Here is a 20,811-nt window from a genome sequence, read left to right on the forward strand (position 1 = left end):
AAAAGCAACAAAAATTTCAAAGAACAACCAACAATCTGCTAAAAACTAGGATAAAGTGCATGCAAAATTACCAAATCCAACAACTATTGAATAAACAACATTCCTTCATATGATAAGTTAAAAGGATAGATATAATAAAATGTAATAGAATACAGTACCACATATCTTGCTACCATTGTATAGCTTCCACTCTATTTAAAATATCTTTTCCTTAATCGCAAGGCCATAACACCTTATATGTATCTCTAAATGAAATCTTAAATTCAAAAAAAATCATATACTTGGCTTCTATATGGTGCAATCTTGAAAGATTTGTGATTTATAATGGCAGGCACCTAAATCAATTTTTTCCATATATAGCAGCTTTTGAATAAAAATTATTTTGCTATATGAAAAAGTGAGCACTAAGCTTTCATTCTCTTCCCAGATCTCTTCATTCACTCATGTAGAGAGGAATAGAGAGAAAAACCGTTATTTATTTCCACTTTTCAAAGAGAAATACCTAAAAATAATTCAATAAAACATGTTTTTTTAAAAAAAATGACATAGAGGGCTTGCGAAGTAAAAAGATCCTCTCTATAAGCCTCATCATTGGTTTGCGCCCATCGTCTAGCGGTTAGGACGCCGCCCTTTCACGGCGGAAACAGGGGTTCGATTCCCCTTGGGCGTACCATCATTCCTTCTTTTGTAGGTAATATATTGATTTTATTAGTATTTTTAAAAGTGAGGGATGCTCGAATAAAAGTAAGGGAGTAGGATTTTGCAACTTGCCTTTACAGAGCACATCTTTTTTTGCCAACTTCCTCCAACAATTTTTTAAATTTTGTTAAGTTCTGTTGTGAAAAATTCTCTAAATTTCTAACAAATATACCAACAACATCACATATGGATGAATCAGAAGGTTTTATTGTAAAACTCTTTCGATATGCATAGGCTTCTTTTCTTAATTTATGAGCCTTGCTGACTTTTGATCAAAAACATATGGTTTGATAATTTTTCTTTCGTTCTTTATAGTCCCACAAGAACAGATTTTTTGAGATTTTCTTTTCAATTTTTCGAATCAGAACTTCTTTTTGAGGTATTTTCCAATCATAATCTGAGAGTTGAAATGGCAATAAAAAAATTCATAATCTTATTTAGTTAACGCAGTAATGCGAAAAACTATAAATAAAGTAAAACTTTATCAAATAACGAGATAAAATATTCTACAAACATAACATCTATACCCCTCTATTCGCAATATACCCATCTAAAAGTTGAATTTCTCAATAAGATTTATCTTCTATGTATAGGTATCTTATGAGTATCGTATTTGAACATCTCTCTATCATCCTTGTTTTTAATTTTCATTATAAAGCTGAAAGTGTTATAAAATAATATAACTTAAATGAAAAAGGACTTCTAATGGCAAAGATCAAAGTGGAAAACCCCGTTGTTGAAATCGATGGGGATGAAATGACTCGTATCATTTGGAAATATATTAAAGACAAATTGATTCACCCTTATCTCGATATTGATCTCAAATACTATGATCTTTCCGTCGAGAATCGGGATGCAACGAATGATGAGGTAACTGTTGATTCTGCCAATGCTATCAAAAAATATGGGGTTGGTATAAAATGTGCAACCATCACACCTGATGAGGCACGCGTTAAAGAATTCAACTTAAAGAAAATGTGGAAATCTCCCAATGGTACGATTCGTAACATTTTAGGCGGGGTTATTTTTCGCGAACCTATTATCTGCAGAAATGTTCCGCGCCTCGTTCCAAACTGGACAAAACCAATCATTATCGGGCGTCATGCTTTTGGTGATCAATATAAAGCAACCGATTTTAAATTTCCTAGCAAAGGAAAGTTAAGTATTAGATTTGTCGGTGATGACAATCAAGTTATCGAACATGATGTTTTTGATGCTCCAAGCGCAGGGGTTGCCATGGGCATGTATAACCTTGATGAATCCATTCGTGACTTTGCTAGAGCATCTTTTAATTACGGACTACAGCGAAATCTGCCAGTTTATCTTTCAACAAAAAATACCATTCTAAAGATTTATGATGGTCGCTTTAAAGACATCTTCCAAGAAATATTTGATGCAGAATTCAAAGCTGAATTTGAAAATCGTAAATTATATTACGAACATCGTCTCATTGATGACATGGTTGCTTCTGCACTTAAGTGGTCGGGTGGCTATGTCTGGGCATGTAAAAACTATGATGGTGATGTTCAGTCTGATATTGTTGCTCAAGGCTTTGGTTCTCTTGGACTGATGACTTCTGTTCTCATGACACCAGATGGTAAAATTGTTGAAGCAGAAGCTGCGCACGGTACAGTAACACGCCATTATCGCCAGTATCAAAGGAATGAAGAAACATCAACGAATTCCATTGCATCTATCTTTGCGTGGACACGTGGATTAGCACATCGAGCCAAACTTGATAATAATGAAAAATTAAAACACTTTGCTACAACATTGGAAAAAGTTTGTATTAAAACCGTTGAAGAAGGTTCTATGACTAAAGATCTCGCTCTCTTGATTGGACCTCAACAAAAATGGCTTTCTACAACAGGTTTCCTCGATAAAATCGATGAAAATCTCAAAAAAGCAATGGGTAACTAAATAATAACTTCATTTAAATTCCAAAGCTCTGCGAAAGGAGAGCTTTGAATCTTCTCTTGGCAAATTCAGGTAACTGCCTTATAAGTAAGGGGGATGTCAACTTTTTACTGAATAGCAAAACAGTGAGAAAACAAGGCTGGTCTGCGCTTTTATGGGGTAAGAATGGTATTCTTTTTTTGACGTTTACAGGCGGTGTTGTGTTGCACGCCACAAACGTTTATATTGTTATTACTATTTTGCCCTCCCTTATAAGCGAGTTGAGTGGTGAGTTTTATTATTCTTGGGTAGCAACTGTTTTTATTATAGCATCACTCCTTGGTACTTCACTTGCGACAAAAATATTAGGAAAAATAGGTGCTCGCAAAGCCTATATCATCTCTGGCTTGATCTTTGCCGTTGGAACTTTTATCTGCAGCTTTGCCTCGACTATGCCATTATTCTTAATAGGACGCTTTGTGCAAGGGTTTGGAAGTGGTTCTTTACTCTCCCTATCCTATTCTATGATACGTATTGTCTTCCATCCATCGGTATGGTCATATGCATTAAGCACTATCTCCGGAATGTGGGGAATATCAACCCTTTTAGGACCAGCTATCGGTGGTATTTCAATATATTATGGTGTATGGAGAGCATCCTTTTGGGGCATTGGAGCATTGGCTTTAGTCTTTTCACTCATAGCTTTTCAAGTCTTACCAAAAGAAAATAAAAATTATATTTCAACATCGCCACTCCCTCTTGCACAACTTTTTATACTCAGTTTGTTGCTCTTTATCATTTCTGTTGGAGGAGCTATGGATACGACAATTACAAAGATCTGCGGACTAGTGATCGGATTAAGTCTTCTCTTTATTCTAGCAAAAGTTGAATCATCTACGCTTTCCCGTATGTTACCACGTAACTCCTTTTCCTTCTTTTCTGAGTTTTTTCCTGTCTATGCATTGATACTTATTATGACGATAGCCGTGTATAGTATAGAACTCTATCTTCCACTTTTTCTTCAAGAGCTTCATGGACAGTCCCCCCTTATTGCTGGTTATATAGCATCACTCATGAGTTTGGGTTGGACATGTGGTTCTCTATCAAGTGCTGGTGTATCCATAAAAAAAGTTCGCAGATTTATTATATATTCCCCTATATTAAATATTTGGGGCATAAGCATTCTTTTATGGCTCATTCCGACAGAAAGTTCCACATTTAAACATATCTTTATCATTTGCGTTTCATTATTTGCTATCGGAATGAGTGCTGGCCTAGCTTGGCCACATTTGCTTAAACGAATATTACAATGCGCAAACGATGAAGATGCTCTCCGTGCTAGCGAATCTCTCACCTCTGTACAACTATTTTCAGCCGCACTAAGCGCAGCACTTGCAGGAACAATTACCAATCTTGCTGGCCTTTTTGATCCTGGAGGAATAGTAGGAATGATTCTCGCCGCAAAAACGCTTCTTGGAGCACTCATCTTCCTTTTATTTTATTTTGGAATTCCCTTTGCTCTACGTGTTTCCTATAGCATATCTAAAAATCCAAAAGGACAATCAAAAAGCTGAATAAACAAAAAGGATTATTTTCTCTCAACAAAGTAAAGAAAAATATCAATTACGCTTCTCCATATACCATGAAAAACAAAAAATCATTAACCCACAAAGGGTTAAAATACCCGCAACAACAGCGGTATATTCATAACTATAGCCCAACTTCAAAACCCATGCCCCAGATTCTGCTCCAAGGGCATTGGCAATATTAAAAGCAGATTGCATTAATGCTCCTGCCAAAATTTGTCCATGGAGAGCAACATCCATGATTTTTGTTTGGATAGAAGGCATAGCTGCAAAAGAAGTACCAACTAAAAAACATCCTAATGCTGCCGTTAGCGGAGCATGGGATAAAAAGAAAAAAAGAGAAAAAACAAATGTGCTCCAAAGCATAGAAAAAAATATCAATGGTGAAATACCAATTTTAACAGCAAATTTAGGACCCAAAAGATTTCCTACCACCATCCCCAATCCAACTAACGGCATAATAAATGGTACCCAATCAAGTGAAACACCAGAAATATGCATTAATGTTGACTTAATATAAGTGAAAACAGAAAATAATCCTGAGGCTCCAATCGAAACCATTATTAAGAGAAACCACACTTGTTTTTGCTTTAATGCGCAAAGTTCGCGTAGAGGACTTGTTTTCGAAAATTTTAAACCTGAAGGCAAAAACTTCCAAATAAGCAAACAACATAATAAAGCAAGAGCACCGACAAGGATAAAAGCAATCTGCCAACCAACACGCTGACCAATCCAAGTTGCACTGGGCGCTCCTAAAACGGTCGCTATGGTTAAACCAAGCATAACATAGCCAACCGCTTTAGAACGTTCATGCATTTCCACCATTGAAGCTGCAACCATAGTCGCAAGCCCAAAATAAATGCCATGGGGAAGACCACTAAGAAAGCGCAACGCCACCAATATGCTAAAGTTAGAAAAAAATGCGCTGGCAATATTTGCCAATGCATAAAAAAACATCAGCCCTATCAAAACAGATTTGCGTGAGAATTGAGCAGTTACAACAGCCAAAAGAGGTGCTCCAATCACAACGCCTAATGCATAAGCAAAAACATATTGACCAGCTGTTGGAATATCAACATAGGAGCTTCGTGCCATCTCAGGCTGGAGCCCCATTGCAACAAACTCTGCAGTGCCAATAGCAAAACTTCCCACCGCAAGGGCTAAAATTGCCAAAAACCATGTACGAAAATCAATCTCTGATGCAAGAATGTTTTTGCTATAAGAATTCTTCATTATCACCATTTCTATAGCGTGACACTTTAATCATAAATATCCCTAACATGGTACAAATGAACTGAAAATATTCTTACATCTGCCCTTAAAAGTTTCCAACGTATCATTTTAAAACTATCTCAATGAAAAGAAAAATTGAAATATATATTCGTAAATAGAATTTATTTTTTAACGATAGAGCAGCAACAATATTTCTTAACCCAAATAAGTCTTCAACTATGAGAATATTGTTACAAGAAAAATAAACTCAACAATTTAGGATATTGACCATTTGCATTTTTAAATTTTTAATTTAGTCCCCATCACTTTCACCTTAAAAGAAACGTGCTTTTTAAAAACTTCATTTTTAGCAAAAAAAAATACAAAAATATCGTATAAAAATGCAATTTTTATACTTCTTTAAGAGTTCGCTAACACCTCATTAACATTGTTGCTCTAAACAGTCATTAGAAACAGAAGCAAACTGTTTTCCTCCGGATCAGGTAGCGCGTACCGGAGTAACAGTTTCTGTTTTTTCTGATAATTACAGAGAGAATATCTACTAATATAAACTATGCACTGTTCTTTTACTGCAACGTAGTTTTACGTTTTTGAAAAACATTTCTCACTTCACCATTTTCACAAAACTCTTTGATGCAAAATAAATGAAGCAAAAAAGATAAACACCATGTAGAGAGTGCGTTTTTAACGCCCTTGCGCCCATAAAGCACGAGTTTTAGTACAAAAATCGGCATAACACCCCTCTTCAATCGCGTCACGAATTTCTTGCATAAGTTGTTGGTAATAAAAAAGATTATTCCAAGTCAACAACATACCGCCAAGAGACTCACCAGATTTGATCAAATGATGCAAATAAGCACAACTATAATCATTGGCTGCTGGACAAAGCGATTGTGGATCAAGAGGATCACGATCTTCGGCATAACGTGCATTACGCAAATTAATTCTTCCAAAACGTGTAAAAGCTAAGCCATGACGTCCCGCACGAGTCGGCATAACACAATCAAACATATCAATACCACGTGCAACACTTTGTAAAATATCATCAGGTGTTCCAACTCCCATGAGATAACGGGGCTTATCCTCTGGTAAAATCGGACAAGTAGCATCTAAGACAGCGGTCATAACACTCTGTGGTTCACCAACCGCAAGCCCTCCAATAGCATAACCTTTCAAATCCATCTCTTTTAATGCTTGGGCAGAACGTTCACGCAATTTCATATTATCGCCACCTTGAACAATACCAAACAGCGCTTTTTCTGGCTGATTACCGAAAGCTGTTTTACAACGCTGTGCCCAACGTAAGGAAAGTTGCATAGCAGATTCGATTTCTTTTTCACTGGCTGGTAACGCAATACATTGATCGAGTTGCATCTGGATATCTGCATCCAAAAGCCCTTGAATTTCGATAGAACGCTCTGGACTCATTTCATAATAGGCTCCATTAATGTAAGAGCGAAACAGCACACTTTGTTCGGTAATTTTACGGATTCCAGCGAGTGACATAACCTGAAATCCCCCAGAATCGGTTAAGATAGGTCCATACCAGCGTGAAAATTCATGTAAACCACCCAAACGTGCAACACGCTCGGCTCCAGGCCGCAACATTAAATGATAAGTATTGCCTAAAATAATATCTGCTCCAAGGGCACGTATCTGATCCATATACATAGCTTTAACGGTTCCTGCCGTCCCAACCGGCATAAAGGCAGGTGTACGAACACACCCACGCCCCGTTATAATTTCGCCACGACGCGCATAGCCATCTTGAGCAATTTTTCTATAATGAAATGTCTTTATCATCACTCTCGTCTTTTTGCTTCCATAAATCCATATCGCTATAGAAAGAAAAGCTAAATCTCTCTTACGAGCAACATAAACTTTGTAGATTGATTCCCGACTTACTAACTATTGTCACGAACATAAAAAAATGAAATAAAATAAAAAATTTCCTATCAAGCGATGACTACAATCAACGTGATAATCTCATTTCTCAACAATGACCTGACAACATAACATTCTAGGATATTTACACTCACTCACCATAGTTTTAAAGGATTGTGAAACTATCTTTACAACAAAAATGACCTTATTTTCACACTTTCAACACTCATAATACCTAATGAATTTTGTATGGAATAGAAGAAATCTTTAAATACCAAATTGAATATTGAATAGAGTTTCAGATAGATTTTACTTATCATAGATAAAAAATTGACCATCTATCTATTAAATATCAACAGTCCGCAACTGTCCAGTAACCTTCAAAGAACATGCAAAGCGATAGCGAATGCTTTGTTACTTTTTTATAAGTAGACAATTCCTCACATTTTCGCCATCAATATCTCAATATTTTGACAACAATAGGAGAACGAAAAGAAAAATATATTATAGCAAACATCAATGAAATATCTTACCCTTCTCCCTCTGTGACTTTTTTATGCCTCAGCCTCATCAAAAATCTTCTAAAAATATAGAGACAAAAAATTCTTCTGCTTGCTTTTAAGAAACACCAAACAAAACCTATCTTTGTATCCAAATAAATTGTCTGCAATGCAAACTGGAGCCTCCGATAACTGCTTCTCAAACTCTACTTACATAAAGAAAGTGAATTCAAAGCAACAAAGCTAAAATATAAAAACAGCGACAAAAGCATAAGACCCTAATTTATAATTAAACAAGACCATCGCACTAAGATTACAAGCGAGCAGGATTATGTAAATATTAAATCTTACCCCCCCTTGTCGGCAAATGATATTTACAAATAAGGGACAAATCATATGCCACAACGCCATTACAGCTAAAAGCAACAAAACTTAATGTAGAAAAACACACTCCTTATTCTTCATCCAGCCCCAAAACAATGAAAGAGAAATATTTTCACTCAGTGATCTCACAAAAATTTTAAATTGATATCATTATCTTATTTTATATCCGCAGCAAGTGCGGCTTTAATAATTGTATCAGGATCTACAACGGGCTCGCCGCGCTTAATTTGATCAATATTTTCCATACCTTCAATAACCTGCCCCCATATGGAATATTGACGATCAAGCCAAGGGGCATCGGCAAAGCAAATAAAAAATTGTGAATTAGCAGAATTTGGATCCTGACTACGTGCCATAGAAACCGTACCACGTTTATGGGAAAGATTAGAAAACTCTGCTGTCAAATTAGGCTTTTCTGAACCACCCATACCCGCACGTGATAAATTAAATTTTTCACTGTCTTTTTTTCCAAATTGTACATCGCCAGTTTGCGCCATAAAACCATCAATAACACGGTGAAAAATGACGTTATCATAAGCGCCCTCACGCACAAGCTCTTTAATACGTGCAACATGACCAGGTGCTAAATCAGCCAAAAGTTCAATAACAACCTTACCCTTGGTTGTTTCAAGAATTAAGGTGTTTTCTAAATTTTTAATTTCGCCCATACAGCCAAACTCCTTTAATTTATTTATCAGCTTGCAAAGTGGCAGCATAAATAACATCAGGATTTGTTACAGATCCATTATTATTTGTGTTGCCTTTTTTAATTTTATCAACAACATCCATTCCTTTTATGACTTCTCCAACAACAGTATATTGACCATTTAAAAAAGGAGCATCATCAAAACAAATGAAGAATTGAGAATTAGCAGAATTTGGATCTTGTGAACGTGCCATTCCAACAGTGCCACGCTTAAATGGCTGTTCTGAGAATTCCGCTGGGATATTAGGATAATGTGAGCCTCCCATCCCAACATGTTTCAGATCAAAATCTACACTGTCCTTTTTTCCAAACTTTATATCACCAGTCTGTGCCATAAAACCTGGAATAACACGGTGAAAGACAACATTGTTATAAGCACCCTCTTTTGTTAATCTCTTGATTTGTACAACATGCTTTGGTGCCAAATCAGGACGAAGACGAATAACCACATCACCATTTTTGAGAGATAAAATAAGAACGTTAGAATTATCGGTCACATTTAAATCATTCGCGACAGTATTCAATGAAAAAAAACAAAAAACACATGCCAAAACGGTGAAAATTCTAAGATACATAATCATTCTCTCCTGAAGACTGAAATTTTAAACGCAAAGCTCTAGCAATATGCGCAGGCACAAAAGGAGTTACATCTCCCCCCATAGAAGCAATCTGCCGTACCAATGTAGAAGTTATTACGCGTCCAGAAATACTTGCTGGCAAAAAAACAGTTTGCAAATCAGGGGCCATGAGGCTGTTCATCCCCGCCATTTGCATTTCATAATCAAGATCAGTGCCATCACGCAATCCACGAATAAGAAGGGAAGCACCAATTTCACGCGCCTTATCCATCAAAAGCGAATCAAATGAAACAACCCGCAACCGATCAGGATCTATATCTAACAAATCCTGTCCCACCTCAGTAATTAAATTAACACGCTCTTCAAAACTGAAAAGTGGTTTTTTTTTAGCCTGTATCCCTATAGCGACAACAACCTTATCAGCTAAAGCTAAGCTGCCTTGTAAAATATCAAGATGACCATTGGTAAAAGGATCGAAGGACCCCGCGTAAAGAGCAATTCTCACCATTTCACTGCGTACCCTTCAAAATTATTTTTCTTCGCTCACATCAACCGTATCAGAATGTTTTCCCGCATCATCATCTACTTGATGATCATCCTCTTCAGATTCAGAAATACGCTCAACCGATACGACCTTTTCACCTTCAGCTGTATTGAAAATTGTTACCCCCTTAGTTGAACGCCCTGCTATACGAATACCTTCAACGGGAACACGAATAAGCTGCCCCCCATCTGACACCAACATAATTTGATCTTGCGCCTTCACTGGAAAAGACGCCACTAACTTACCAATTTCAGCGGTTTTAGATGGGTCTGTTGCACGAATTCCTTTGCCACCACGTCCCGAAATCCGGAATTCATAAGAAGAAGAGCGTTTTCCATAACCAAACTCACTCACGGTTAACAGCATCTGCTCGCGTGCCTGAAGTTCTGCATAGCGCTCCTCTGTCAGCTCTGTCTCAATTCCTACATCTTCTTCATCAAGAGTTACAATATCTTCTGCATCAGTGCCATCAGCACGTCGTTCATTAATCACACGTTTAATGTAAGCAGAACGTTCAATTGACGTAGCTTCAACATGTTCTAAGAGCGTCATCGAAATGACTTTATCACCATTAGCCAAATTAATACCACGAACCCCAACTGAATTACGTCCGACAAAAACACGAACCTCAACGACTGGAAAACGAATACATTGTCCATTAGCGGTCGTTAGCACAACATCATCACGTTCTGTACAAGTTTCAACAGAAAGAATTTCATCACCTTCTTCATCAAGTTTCATGGCAATTTTGCCATTACGATTAACCTGGACAAAATCTGATAATTTATTACGACGCACAGTTCCACGCGTCGTTGCGAACATGACATCCAATGCGCTCCAACTTGATTCATCCTCTGGTAAGGGCATAATCGTTGTTATGCGCTCACCTTGCTGCAAAGGCAGAAGATTAATCAGAGCTCGCCCACGCGATTGCGGCGTACCAAGTGGTAAACGCCAAACTTTTTCTTTATAGACAATTCCACGCGACGAAAAGAAGAGAACTGGTGTATGCGTATTGGCCACAAATAAACGCGTTACAAAATCCTCATCTTTTGTAGACATACCAGAACGCCCCTTACCACCACGACGTTGCGCACGGTATGTATTGAGAGGAACGCGCTTAATATAGCCGCTATGGCTCACCGTTACCACCATATCCTCTGGTGCAATAAGATCTTCACTCTCCATCTCAGCGCTACCAAAACCAAATACAGTGCGTCGAGGTGTTGCGAACTCCTCACGAAGAGCTTTTAGCTCATCCTTAACAATACCCATGATACGTGAACGTGAAGCCAAAATATCAAGATAATCGGTAATATCCACTCCGATTTTATTTAATTCATCAGCAATTTCATCACGTCCAAGTGCTGTCAACCTTTGCAAGCGCAATTCCAAAATAGCACGCGCCTGCTCTTCAGAGAGATTATAAGTATTATCTTCATGAATAATATGACGGGGATCATCAATAAGTTTAATTAAAGGTGCTACATCGGCAGCTGGCCAGCGCCGCTCCATTAATTGTGTACGCGCTGTCTGTGGATCAGATGCTTTGCGAATAAGTGCTATAATTTCATCAATATTAGCAACAGCAAGAGCAAGACCAACCAAAACATGCGCACGTTCCCGCGCTTTACGCAAAAGATATTTTGTTCGCCGACTGACAACTTCTTCACGGAAAGCAACAAACGCACGAAGCATATCAAGCAATGTCATCTGTTCAGGCTTTCCCCCGTTTAATGCTACCATATTACAACCAAAAGAAGTTTGCAGTGGCGTATAACGATACAATTGATTCAAAACAATTTCCGCAACCGCATCTTTCTTCATCTCAATAACAACGCGATATCCATCACGGTCAGACTCATCACGCAAATCAGAGATTCCCTCTATGCGTTTATCACGCACCAACTCAGCCATTTTCTCAATCATCGTTGCTTTATTAACTTGATAAGGAATTTCACTCACAATAATTGCTTGTCGACCACTGCGAATTTCTTCAATATCAACTTTAGCGCGCATAATAATTGAACCACGCCCTGTTTCATAAGCCGATCGAACACCGGAATGGCCAAGAATAATACCACCTGTAGGGAAATCAGGACCTGGAATGATTTCAATAATCTTATCAAGAGTGATATTGGGATCATCAATCAAAGCGATACAACCATCAATGACCTCACCAAGATTATGGGGCGGAATATTGGTAGCCATTCCCACAGCAATACCCCCTGATCCATTAACCAAAAGATTGGGGAAACGTGCTGGTAAAACGACCGGTTCACGCTCACGCCCATCATAATTATCTTGGAAATCAACGGTCTCTTTATCAATATCAATCAACAGCTGTTCTGAAACTTTTTCTAAACGACATTCGGTGTAACGCATTGCAGCAGGAGGATCACCATCAACAGAACCAAAATTTCCTTGACCATCAATCAACGGATTTCGTAAAGAAAAATCCTGTGCCATACGCACCAAAGCATCATAAATTGAAGCATCACCATGGGGATGAAATTTCCCCATAACTTCACCAACAACCCCAGCAGACTTACGATAAGATTTATTAAAAGAAAGCCCCATTTCATTCATAGCATGAAGAATACGCCGATGAACAGGTTTAAGACCATCACGGACATCCGGAAGAGCACGCGAAACAATCACGCTCATTGCATAATCGAGATAAGAGCGTTGCATTTCATCAATAATACTGATTGGTTCAATACCGGTCAGCACATCACGTTCTGGGTGTGGAATAAGATCGGTCACGGTTTCAAGACTTTCAAAAAAGAATCACTTTGCTTAGTTTATATCGAAAAATGCAAAAAAATGCCAATTTCTCTCCTCTAATGGAAAGAAATTTAACAATAATTTTCAACGTGTTATTTATTCGTAATTAAAATCATAGATAAAACACTCAAGACTTTAAACTCCCCAAACTTTAAAAATCTTAAAAGAAACAATAAAAATTACGATAAGAATAGCGTAATTTAAAAGCTATTAAAAAGGCACGTCATCATCTAATTTATGTGAAAAACTTTCTTCTTCTTGACTATTATTTTGACCAAAAGCATTTCTTTGATGAAAGCTATTATCGCCAAAACCACCACTGCCATAATTGCCACCGGACTGATTTGCTCCTTGCATTTGTTCCCCACCAACTCCCCCACGTCCGTCAAGCATTTGTAATTCACCACGGTATTTTTGCAAAACAACCTCTGTTGTATAACGATCATTGCCATTCTGATCTTGCCATTTTCGTGTTTGCAACTGTCCTTCAATGTAGATTTTACTGCCTTTTTTTAAATATTGCTCTACAACTTTGACAAGGTTTTCGTTAAAAATAACGATATTATGCCACTCCGTGCGCTCTTTTCGTTCATTTGTATTACGATCACGCCAACTTTCTGAGGTAGCAATACGTAAATTTGCTACTTGATCACCAGAATTCAAACGGCGAATCTCAGGATCTGCGCCAAGATTACCAATCAAAATAACTTTATTAAGGCTACCAGCCATCGCATAAACTCCAAAATTTTAATTCGCAAATAACTTTTATTGCATAGCGGTCATTATAACCTTGTCCTTTGCATATCTGCAATTGACCTTCAATATTGATTTTGCTACCCTTTCTAAGGTAACATATCATGTAATTATAACATAAAGATGCTAACAACGCATAGTTTATTCCATCATCAAAGAATAAAAAGCTGTTTTCTCCATTTTATTTTCCACATAACTTATATTCCGTATCCTCGTTAAAGCCATGAAAAACATTGTAATTCTAAAAAACAGTTTTATGCTACTTTAAAATGCTCAGTTTTTGTCTCATACGCCAAGGGTAAAATATGGCTCTTCAAAAATACATCTCTATTCGCGGTGCGCGTGAGCATAACCTTAAAAATATTGATCTCGATCTGCCTCGTGACAAACTCATTGTTATCACGGGGCTTTCTGGCTCAGGGAAGTCTTCTTTAGCTTTTGATACAATCTACGCTGAAGGTCAACGTCGTTATGTTGAAAGCCTCTCTGCTTACGCGCGCCAATTTCTGGAAGTGATGCAGAAGCCAGATGTCGACCGCATAGATGGACTTTCTCCAGCTATTTCCATTGAACAAAAAACAACCAGCCGCAATCCACGCTCAACGGTAGGAACTGTCACTGAAATTCACGACTATATGCGTCTCCTTTTTGCACGTATTGGTATTCCTCATTCCCCTGCTACAGAACTTCCCATTGAAAGCCAGACGGTAAGCCAAATGGTTGATCAAATTATGTCCTTACCAGAAGGCACACGGATTTTTATTATGGCTCCTCTGGTACGAGGAAGAAAAGGAGAATATAAAAAAGAGCTCACCGAGCTTTTAAAAAAAGGTTTTCAGCGTGCTAAAGTGGACGGAAAGTTCTATGAAATTCCTGATATTCCTCCTCTTGATAAAAAATATAAACACGACATAGATGTGGTAGTAGACCGTATTGTTGTCAACCATGATATTGCCTCTCGCTTAGCGGATAGTATAGAAACCTGTTTACAGCTCGCAAATGGGATAGCGGTTGCTGAAATGGCAGACCAACCTTTGGCACAAAAAGAAACCACAAAGGACTCGGCTTATAAATCAAAAAATGAAACGCACAAACGGCTTATTTTTTCAGAAAGGTTTTCCTGTCCCCTATCTGGATTTTCTATTCCTGAAATTGAACCACGACTTTTCTCATTCAATAACCCTTTTGGCGCTTGCCCTCTTTGCGACGGTCTTGGCATCAAAAAGGCAGTAGACCCAATAAAAATTGTACCCAATAAAAATCTTACCCTAAAAGATGGAGCAATTGCACCTTGGTCTAAATCATCCTCACCGTATTACAGGCAAACATTAGAAGCATTAGGAAAAGCTTACGGATTCAAACGCACCGATAAATGGTGTGATCTCTCTGACAAAGCGCAACATGCTATTCTTTATGGTACAAAAGGAAAAGAAATCTCCTTTATTTACAAAAACGATTCAAGTTCACATAAAACAACTGAATATTTTGAAGGGATCATTCCCAATATGGAGCGGAGATGGAAAGAAACGGATTCTGCATGGTTACGTGAAGAAATCGAACATTATATGTCTTCTTCTCCCTGTCCAGCTTGTCATGGGTATCGTTTAAAACCAGAAGCGCTTGCTGTCAAAATTCATGGAATGCATATTGGACAAATATCAGAGCTTTCTATCCTAAAAGCCGATGATTGGTTTGCTAATATTGATCAATATCTCACGGAAAAACAACGCAATATTGCTATACGTATTTTAAAAGAAATTCGTGAACGTCTTGCTTTTTTAAATCATGTAGGGCTTGAATATCTCACCTTATCTCGCAATTCAGGCACCCTTTCAGGGGGAGAAAGTCAACGCATTCGATTAGCATCCCAGATTGGCTCTGGTCTGACAGGTGTTCTTTACATTTTGGATGAGCCCTCCATCGGTTTACACCAACGCGATAATGAACGCCTTTTACAAATGCTGCACCATCTGCGTGATCTTGGCAATACAGTTATTGTTGTTGAACATGATGAAGATGCCATTCGCACGGCAGACTATGTAGTTGATATGGGGCCTGCTGCTGGTGTTCATGGTGGAGAAATCATAGCACAAGGTAGCCCACAAGAAATTATAGAAAATCCCTTCTCTCTCACAGGTCAATATCTTTCAGGAAAAATGGCTATTAAAGTGCCTACTCAACGGCGCAAAATATCAAAAACGAAAACACTTAAAATCATTGGTGCCCGTGGAAATAACCTAAAAAATATCAGTGCGAACATTCCTCTTGGAACTTTCACGTGCATCACTGGCGTTTCGGGTGGTGGAAAATCAACATTTCTTATTGAAACGCTTTTCAAAGCTGCCTCGCATCACATCATGGGCAGTTATCATAGTCCCGCAATTTACGATAAAATTGAAGGATTAGAGTTTCTTGATAAAGTCATCGATATCAACCAAGCACCCATTGGACGCACCCCTCGCTCTAATCCTGCAACTTATACAGGCGCATTTACTCCAATTCGCGAATGGTTTGCCGAACTTCCAGAATCGAAAGCGCGCGGTTATAAAGCAGGACGTTTTTCATTTAATGTTAAAGGAGGTCGTTGCGAAGCGTGTCAAGGTGATGGAGTTATTAAAATTGAAATGCATTTTTTACCTGATGTATATGTTACTTGCGATGTCTGCCAAGGAAAACGCTATAATCGAGAAACGCTAGAAGTAAAGTTTAAAGAACAATCCATTGCTGATATTTTGGATATGACTATTGAAAAAGCAGAAGAATTTTTCCAAGCTGTGCCCAGCATTCATAACAAACTAAAAACACTCATGAAAGTTGGTCTTGGCTACATCAAAGTAGGGCAACAAGCTACAACGCTTTCTGGCGGTGAAGCCCAACGTGTAAAACTTGCGAAAGAGCTTTCACGAAAAACAACAGGACGTACACTCTACATTTTAGACGAACCAACCACAGGTCTACATTTTCATGATATTTCTAAACTTCTTGAAGTGCTACATGAACTTGTCGAGCAAGGCAATACAGTTCTCATCATTGAACATAATCTTGAGGTTATAAAAACTGCTGACTGGATTATTGATCTCGGACCAGAAGGTGGAGATCGTGGTGGTGAAATTGTTGCTGTTGGGCGTCCTGAAGATATTATTCATGTTTCAACTTCTTATACGGGAAAATTTTTGAAAGAAATTTTACAGCGTTAACCTTGATCTCATTCCAATTTTCAAAGATATTTCCATTATAAAATAAGAATATGATAGAGCTAAAGAAACTCAAACATCTCTTAATTTATGCGCTACAAGCTTTAAAGATCTTCTCTCAAAGGAGCAACAGCGCTTCACTTATGACTTATGCGAGAAAAAAACTTTCTCCACAAAATATCTGAAGTGAAATAATTTATGACTTTTTGTGTAAAAACTATCTGTTGGACATCTCACAGTTGCCAATATACTGTGATGCAGTCTAAAAAGACAAAATAAGTTGGAGATAATTTCAGCATGAAAAAAATCGAAGCCATCATAAAACCTTTCAAACTTGATGAAGTGAAAGAAGCGCTTCAAAAAATTGGCTTACATGGTATTACAGTAACAGAAGCGAAAGGTTTTGGTCATCAAAGAGAAGATACAGAACTCTACCGTGGTGCTAAATATATCGTTGATTTTCTACCTAAAGTAAAAATTGAAATCGTTGTTTCAGATGAAAAACTAGAACAAGCCGTTAATACAATACGGAAAGCAGCTCAAACAAAACATATCGGAGATGGAAAGATATTTGTTTTTTCCATTGATGATGCCATTCGTATAGGTACTGATGAAACTGGGATAGATGCCCTTTAACAAATAACGACAAATTTCACCCCATTTTTATCCACCTCAATCCCATATAAGGAAATTGAATATGACAACTGCCTCAGATATTATCAAACAGATTGCAGACAACGAAATCCGTTTTGTTGATTTACGTTTTACCGATCCGCGAGGAAAGTTGCATCATATCACAATGGATATCGCCGAAATCAGTGAAGATACATTTAGCGATGGTGTTATGTTTGATGGTTCTTCAATTTCTGGATGGAAAACGATTAATGAATCTGATATGGTTTTGATACCTGATCCAGAAACAGCTCATATTGATTATTTTTTTGCACAATCTACCTTGGTTATATTCTGTGACGTACTCGATCCTGTTTCTGGGGAGTTTTATCGCAGAGATCCTCGTTCTATCGCCAAGAGGGCTGAAGTTTATATGAAATCCTTAAATATAGGAGATACAATCAATATAGGCCCAGAAGCAGAATTTTTTATCTTTGATGATGTGCGTTATAAAACAGATCCTTACAATACAGGATTTAAACTTGATTCAAGTGAACTTCCATCTAATGATGATACGGAATATGAGGTGGGCAACCTTGGCCATCGCCCCCGAATGAAGGGAGGTTATCTCCCCGTTCCCCCTGTCGATTCTTGTCAAGATATGCGTTCTGAGATGCTCATAGCGCTCAAAGATATGGGGGTCCGTGTCGAAAAACATCATCACGAAGTAGCAGCAGGGCAACATGAATTGGGGATTCGTTTTGATACCCTGGTTCGCGAAGCTGATAAGATGCAAATTTTTAAGTATGTGGTTCATCAAATAGCAAATAGTTATGGAAAAACAGCAACTTTCATGCCAAAGCCCGTTTTTGGTGACAATGGTTCAGGCATGCATGTTCATATGTCCATTTGGAAAGATGGCAAACCGATCTTTGCAGGTAATGAATATGCCGGACTATCGGAAACCTGCTTATTTTTTATCGGTGGTATTATTAAGCATGCAAAAGCAATCAACGCCTTCACCAATCCATCCACAAACTCCTATAAGCGTTTAGTGCCTGGTTATGAAGCACCTGTTCTTCTTGCTTATTCTGCACGCAATCGTTCTGCGTCCTGCCGTATTCCCATGAGTCATTCGCCAAACTCAAAACGGGTAGAAGTGCGTTTTCCAGACCCAACAGCCAATCCCTACTTAGCATTTGCAGCACTCTTAATGGCTGGTCTTGATGGAATCAAAAATAAAATTCATCCTGGACATGCTATGGATAAAGATCTTTATGATCTTCCGTTAAAAGAGCTTAAAGGAATCCCTACCGTCTCAGGAAGTCTGCGCGAAGCACTTGAAGCACTTGATAAGGATCGTAGTTTTCTGAAAGCTGGAGATGTTTTTGACGATGATCAAATTAATTCTTTCATTGAAATAAAAATGCAAGAAGTTTTACGCTATGAAACAACACCCCATCCTGTCGAATTTGATATGTACTATTCTGTTTAAAGAAATATCAGTTTATTCTTTTTGGTTTTAAAATGGAGGCAAAAGCCTCCATTTTTGTGGATATACCTCTCATTAAAGAGCACAAGTGGCTTTTTGCAGGTGTGCTTTTCCTTTATAATTTTGGTGAATCTATTCCAACTAATTCACAAGGTTTCTAATGCTGCGCATTTGTTTTCTGTTTTCCATTTTTTTATGCATTGCTTCTACTCTATCGATAACCCAAGCTTCTACAATTACAAATCAAAAACTGATAACCCTTGAACAAGCAGCATTTGCTTACAGCAAAGCGATTCAAAATGCCGACGCGAATGCTATTTTAAACGCTATTCCTCCGCAAATTATCAACAGCTTAATTGCCAAAAAAAAATTCAGTAAGTCACAATTCCGACAAATCATGAAAAGTCAAATAGAGCAATTGGCAGAAAATTATAAAATTGAAAGTATCCAAATTAACCAAAAGCAAAAACGTGAAGGCAAACTTGATAATGGCATATCTTATTTCATTATACCTGTAGAGTTTGTCACAAAAACAAATTCTGGAAAAAAATGCTCTATTCAAACTGAGATTATTGCTCTTCTTGAAAACGATAAGTGGTATTTTATCCGTGGAAATGATGAGGCAATCTTAAACATCACGAGTGAAGCATTTCCTGGACTTGAAAAGATAAAAATCAATCCCCAAAAAATTACAAAAATACTATAATGAAAGAAAAAAGCGCATGTAAACAAAAGAAAGATTCTTCTTACAAACAAATTGTTATGACTGTAGCTGCAGCATTAAATTCAACTTTCTTATGAGCACGACGCATTATTGCCTCTTCATCCACGCCCCATTGCTCTAACGTCCAATCTTCATCTAAATGGGCAATAGACCAAGCATGATCAGCATTGATTTTCCCTGCCATAACAGCAAGCGCAATAAGAGCTGATCCTGTTAAAGTTGTCATTGTATGAAGTGCAGCAAGCATATAAGGAGACTCAACTTTACGGAGATAATTACTTACCGCTTGAAGTGCTTCGCGTGATTGTTCAACATGTATAAGTCCTTCTGTCAAATTAAACCGTGCACCAAGTTTTTCTTCTGCCCAATCCAATAAAGGATCCCACTGTTCACATTGCCGCTGCACCAACTCTTTTGGTGTTTGTGCACGATACAAAATCATATCACAAGCAGCAAAACGCAATAAATCTTCAAAAACAACTTGCATATCATCGGCAATGCCATCAATAACAGTATTAACAAGACGCGTCATCGGCATTTTTGCCGGATCAACAACATGCTTTTGACTCTCAAATTCCTGAGCAACAAATTTAGCAAACACTTCCGTTGGCACAAGAAAATGACGCTTTGCGGGCGTTTTAACGGGACGTTCATCTAATAAGAGAGAAAATCCCCCCTCCTCACAAGCGATTTTCACTTCCCTATAAAACCGTTTTGGATGTAGTTGGCGTGAAAGATTTTGAGTCTTCTGAACAGAACTATTTTTATTCAAGGGCCTATCAAAATGATTCAAAATTTCGCGCATATTGTTCCACCTCTGATATTTTCAAAAAGTCGACTGTTTTTAAGATTCCATATATCTGATTAGGTTTGGAGCTACCTCCCTCCTCTCTCTAAAGAAGGGAAAATCTTACCAACACTAATCTGATTTTAAAATATATTTTATGTCTCTTTTACAAACAAAACAATGGCCTTGCCCTTCTATTCAGTAGCAACCGTTAGAACAAGTTTCAAAAAGAATTTATCTTGATTTAAAAGCCTAAACGCGTTGAATTTGCCAGTAAAAATGCATTCATCACCTTGCAATTTATTCACTTATAAGAATGGTATCTACACTACAGCTTTTAAAATGCTTCTCACAGAACTTTAAAGCAGAAAAACGCACATCATTCAAAATATGGAGAAGTGTATTTTACTCACCAGCATACCTTTCAGCTGCAAAGACACCCCAATTATTCA

Annotated in this window: 14 protein-coding genes and 1 tRNA gene; 7 read left to right on the forward strand and 8 right to left on the reverse strand. The window is 37.8% G+C overall.

Annotated features, from left to right (window positions below; translation table 11 throughout):
* Positions 1-598 precede the first annotated feature (598 nt).
* The 3 genes from BN202_RS01610 to BN202_RS01620 all read left to right on the forward strand — a co-directional run bounded on the left by BN202_RS01610 (position 599) and on the right by BN202_RS01620 (position 4,169).
* A tRNA-Glu gene (locus BN202_RS01610) sits at positions 599-673 on the forward strand.
* A 731-nt stretch (positions 674-1,404) separates the two neighbouring features.
* On the forward strand, positions 1,405-2,619 hold the full coding sequence (locus BN202_RS01615; protein ID WP_019218772.1) for an NADP-dependent isocitrate dehydrogenase: 1,215 nt from the start codon (positions 1,405-1,407) through the stop codon (positions 2,617-2,619).
* Between the two features lie 122 nt (positions 2,620-2,741).
* Complete coding sequence (locus BN202_RS01620; RefSeq protein ID WP_019218773.1) at positions 2,742-4,169, forward strand: MFS transporter; 1,428 nt, start codon at positions 2,742-2,744, stop codon at positions 4,167-4,169.
* A 45-nt stretch (positions 4,170-4,214) separates the two neighbouring features.
* On the opposite strand, the gene BN202_RS01625 is transcribed toward BN202_RS01620, so the two are convergent.
* The 7 genes from BN202_RS01625 to ssb form a co-directional block, all read right to left on the reverse strand.
* Positions 4,215-5,423, reverse strand: coding sequence for an MFS transporter (locus tag BN202_RS01625; protein WP_034986917.1), 1,209 nt, complete (start codon positions 5,421-5,423; stop codon positions 4,215-4,217).
* Between the two features lie 675 nt (positions 5,424-6,098).
* Positions 6,099-7,217 (reverse strand): tRNA guanosine(34) transglycosylase Tgt, encoded by a 1,119-nt coding sequence (gene tgt / locus BN202_RS01630; protein ID WP_019218775.1) that lies wholly within the window; start codon positions 7,215-7,217, stop codon positions 6,099-6,101.
* Positions 7,218-8,337: 1,120 nt separating this feature from the next.
* A complete protein-coding gene (locus BN202_RS01635; protein WP_019218776.1) occupies positions 8,338-8,850 on the reverse strand; it encodes a peptidylprolyl isomerase in 513 nt (170 codons plus the stop codon).
* Positions 8,851-8,869: 19 nt separating this feature from the next.
* Positions 8,870-9,463 carry a peptidylprolyl isomerase gene (locus tag BN202_RS01640; protein WP_019218777.1) on the reverse strand — a complete coding sequence of 198 codons (594 nt, stop codon included), beginning with the start codon at positions 9,461-9,463 and terminating at the stop codon, positions 8,870-8,872.
* A complete protein-coding gene (gene coaD, locus BN202_RS01645; RefSeq protein ID WP_198005537.1) occupies positions 9,453-9,971 on the reverse strand; it encodes a pantetheine-phosphate adenylyltransferase in 519 nt (172 codons plus the stop codon). Before coaD ends, BN202_RS01640 begins: the two co-directional genes overlap by 11 nt.
* 24 nt (positions 9,972-9,995) lie before the next feature.
* On the reverse strand, positions 9,996-12,776 hold the full coding sequence (gene gyrA, locus BN202_RS01650) for a DNA gyrase subunit A (RefSeq protein WP_019218779.1): 2,781 nt from the start codon (positions 12,774-12,776) through the stop codon (positions 9,996-9,998).
* 231 nt (positions 12,777-13,007) lie between these two features.
* Positions 13,008-13,526, reverse strand: a complete 519-nt coding sequence (ssb, locus tag BN202_RS01655) for a single-stranded DNA-binding protein (RefSeq protein WP_019218780.1) — start codon at positions 13,524-13,526, stop codon at positions 13,008-13,010.
* Between the two features lie 329 nt (positions 13,527-13,855).
* Here ssb and uvrA point away from each other — a divergent pair, with 329 nt between their 5' ends.
* The 4 genes from uvrA to BN202_RS01675 all read left to right on the forward strand — a co-directional run bounded on the left by uvrA (position 13,856) and on the right by BN202_RS01675 (position 19,554).
* Positions 13,856-16,747 carry an excinuclease ABC subunit UvrA gene (gene uvrA / locus BN202_RS01660; protein ID WP_019218781.1) on the forward strand — a complete coding sequence of 964 codons (2,892 nt, stop codon included), beginning with the start codon at positions 13,856-13,858 and terminating at the stop codon, positions 16,745-16,747.
* Positions 16,748-17,041: 294 nt separating this feature from the next.
* Complete coding sequence (locus BN202_RS01665) at positions 17,042-17,380, forward strand: P-II family nitrogen regulator (protein ID WP_019218782.1); 339 nt, start codon at positions 17,042-17,044, stop codon at positions 17,378-17,380.
* Positions 17,381-17,441: 61 nt separating this feature from the next.
* Positions 17,442-18,851 carry a type I glutamate--ammonia ligase gene (gene glnA / locus BN202_RS01670; protein WP_019218783.1) on the forward strand — a complete coding sequence of 470 codons (1,410 nt, stop codon included), beginning with the start codon at positions 17,442-17,444 and terminating at the stop codon, positions 18,849-18,851.
* A 157-nt stretch (positions 18,852-19,008) separates the two neighbouring features.
* Positions 19,009-19,554 (forward strand): hypothetical protein, encoded by a 546-nt coding sequence (locus tag BN202_RS01675; RefSeq protein ID WP_019218785.1) that lies wholly within the window; start codon positions 19,009-19,011, stop codon positions 19,552-19,554.
* 40 nt (positions 19,555-19,594) lie between these two features.
* Here the strand turns inward: BN202_RS01675 and BN202_RS01680 are convergent, their stop codons facing one another.
* Positions 19,595-20,377 carry an ATP12 family chaperone protein gene (locus BN202_RS01680; RefSeq protein WP_019218786.1) on the reverse strand — a complete coding sequence of 261 codons (783 nt, stop codon included), beginning with the start codon at positions 20,375-20,377 and terminating at the stop codon, positions 19,595-19,597.
* Positions 20,378-20,811: the final 434 nt, after the last annotated feature.

This window comes from Bartonella florencae, from assembly GCF_000312525.1.
GTDB classification, from domain to species: Bacteria; Pseudomonadota; Alphaproteobacteria; order Rhizobiales; family Rhizobiaceae; genus Bartonella; species Bartonella florencae.

What these genes read in the sequence shown, in the direction of transcription:
- BN202_RS01615 (WP_019218772.1), top strand. Translation starts at nt 1,405, where the DNA reads ATGGCAAAGATCAAAGTGGAAAACCCCGTTGTTGAAATCGATGGGGAT.
- BN202_RS01625 (WP_034986917.1), bottom strand. Translation starts at nt 5,423, where the DNA reads ATGGTGATAATGAAGAATTCTTATAGCAAAAACATTCTTGCATCAGAG.
- tgt (WP_019218775.1), bottom strand. Translation starts at nt 7,217, where the DNA reads ATGATAAAGACATTTCATTATAGAAAAATTGCTCAAGATGGCTATGCG.
- BN202_RS01635 (WP_019218776.1), bottom strand. Translation starts at nt 8,850, where the DNA reads ATGGGCGAAATTAAAAATTTAGAAAACACCTTAATTCTTGAAACAACC.
- BN202_RS01640 (WP_019218777.1), bottom strand. Translation starts at nt 9,463, where the DNA reads ATGTATCTTAGAATTTTCACCGTTTTGGCATGTGTTTTTTGTTTTTTT.
- ssb (WP_019218780.1), bottom strand. Translation starts at nt 13,526, where the DNA reads ATGGCTGGTAGCCTTAATAAAGTTATTTTGATTGGTAATCTTGGCGCA.
- uvrA (WP_019218781.1), top strand. Translation starts at nt 13,856, where the DNA reads ATGGCTCTTCAAAAATACATCTCTATTCGCGGTGCGCGTGAGCATAAC.
- BN202_RS01665 (WP_019218782.1), top strand. Translation starts at nt 17,042, where the DNA reads ATGAAAAAAATCGAAGCCATCATAAAACCTTTCAAACTTGATGAAGTG.
- glnA (WP_019218783.1), top strand. Translation starts at nt 17,442, where the DNA reads ATGACAACTGCCTCAGATATTATCAAACAGATTGCAGACAACGAAATC.
- BN202_RS01675 (WP_019218785.1), top strand. Translation starts at nt 19,009, where the DNA reads ATGCTGCGCATTTGTTTTCTGTTTTCCATTTTTTTATGCATTGCTTCT.
- BN202_RS01680 (WP_019218786.1), bottom strand. Translation starts at nt 20,377, where the DNA reads ATGCGCGAAATTTTGAATCATTTTGATAGGCCCTTGAATAAAAATAGT.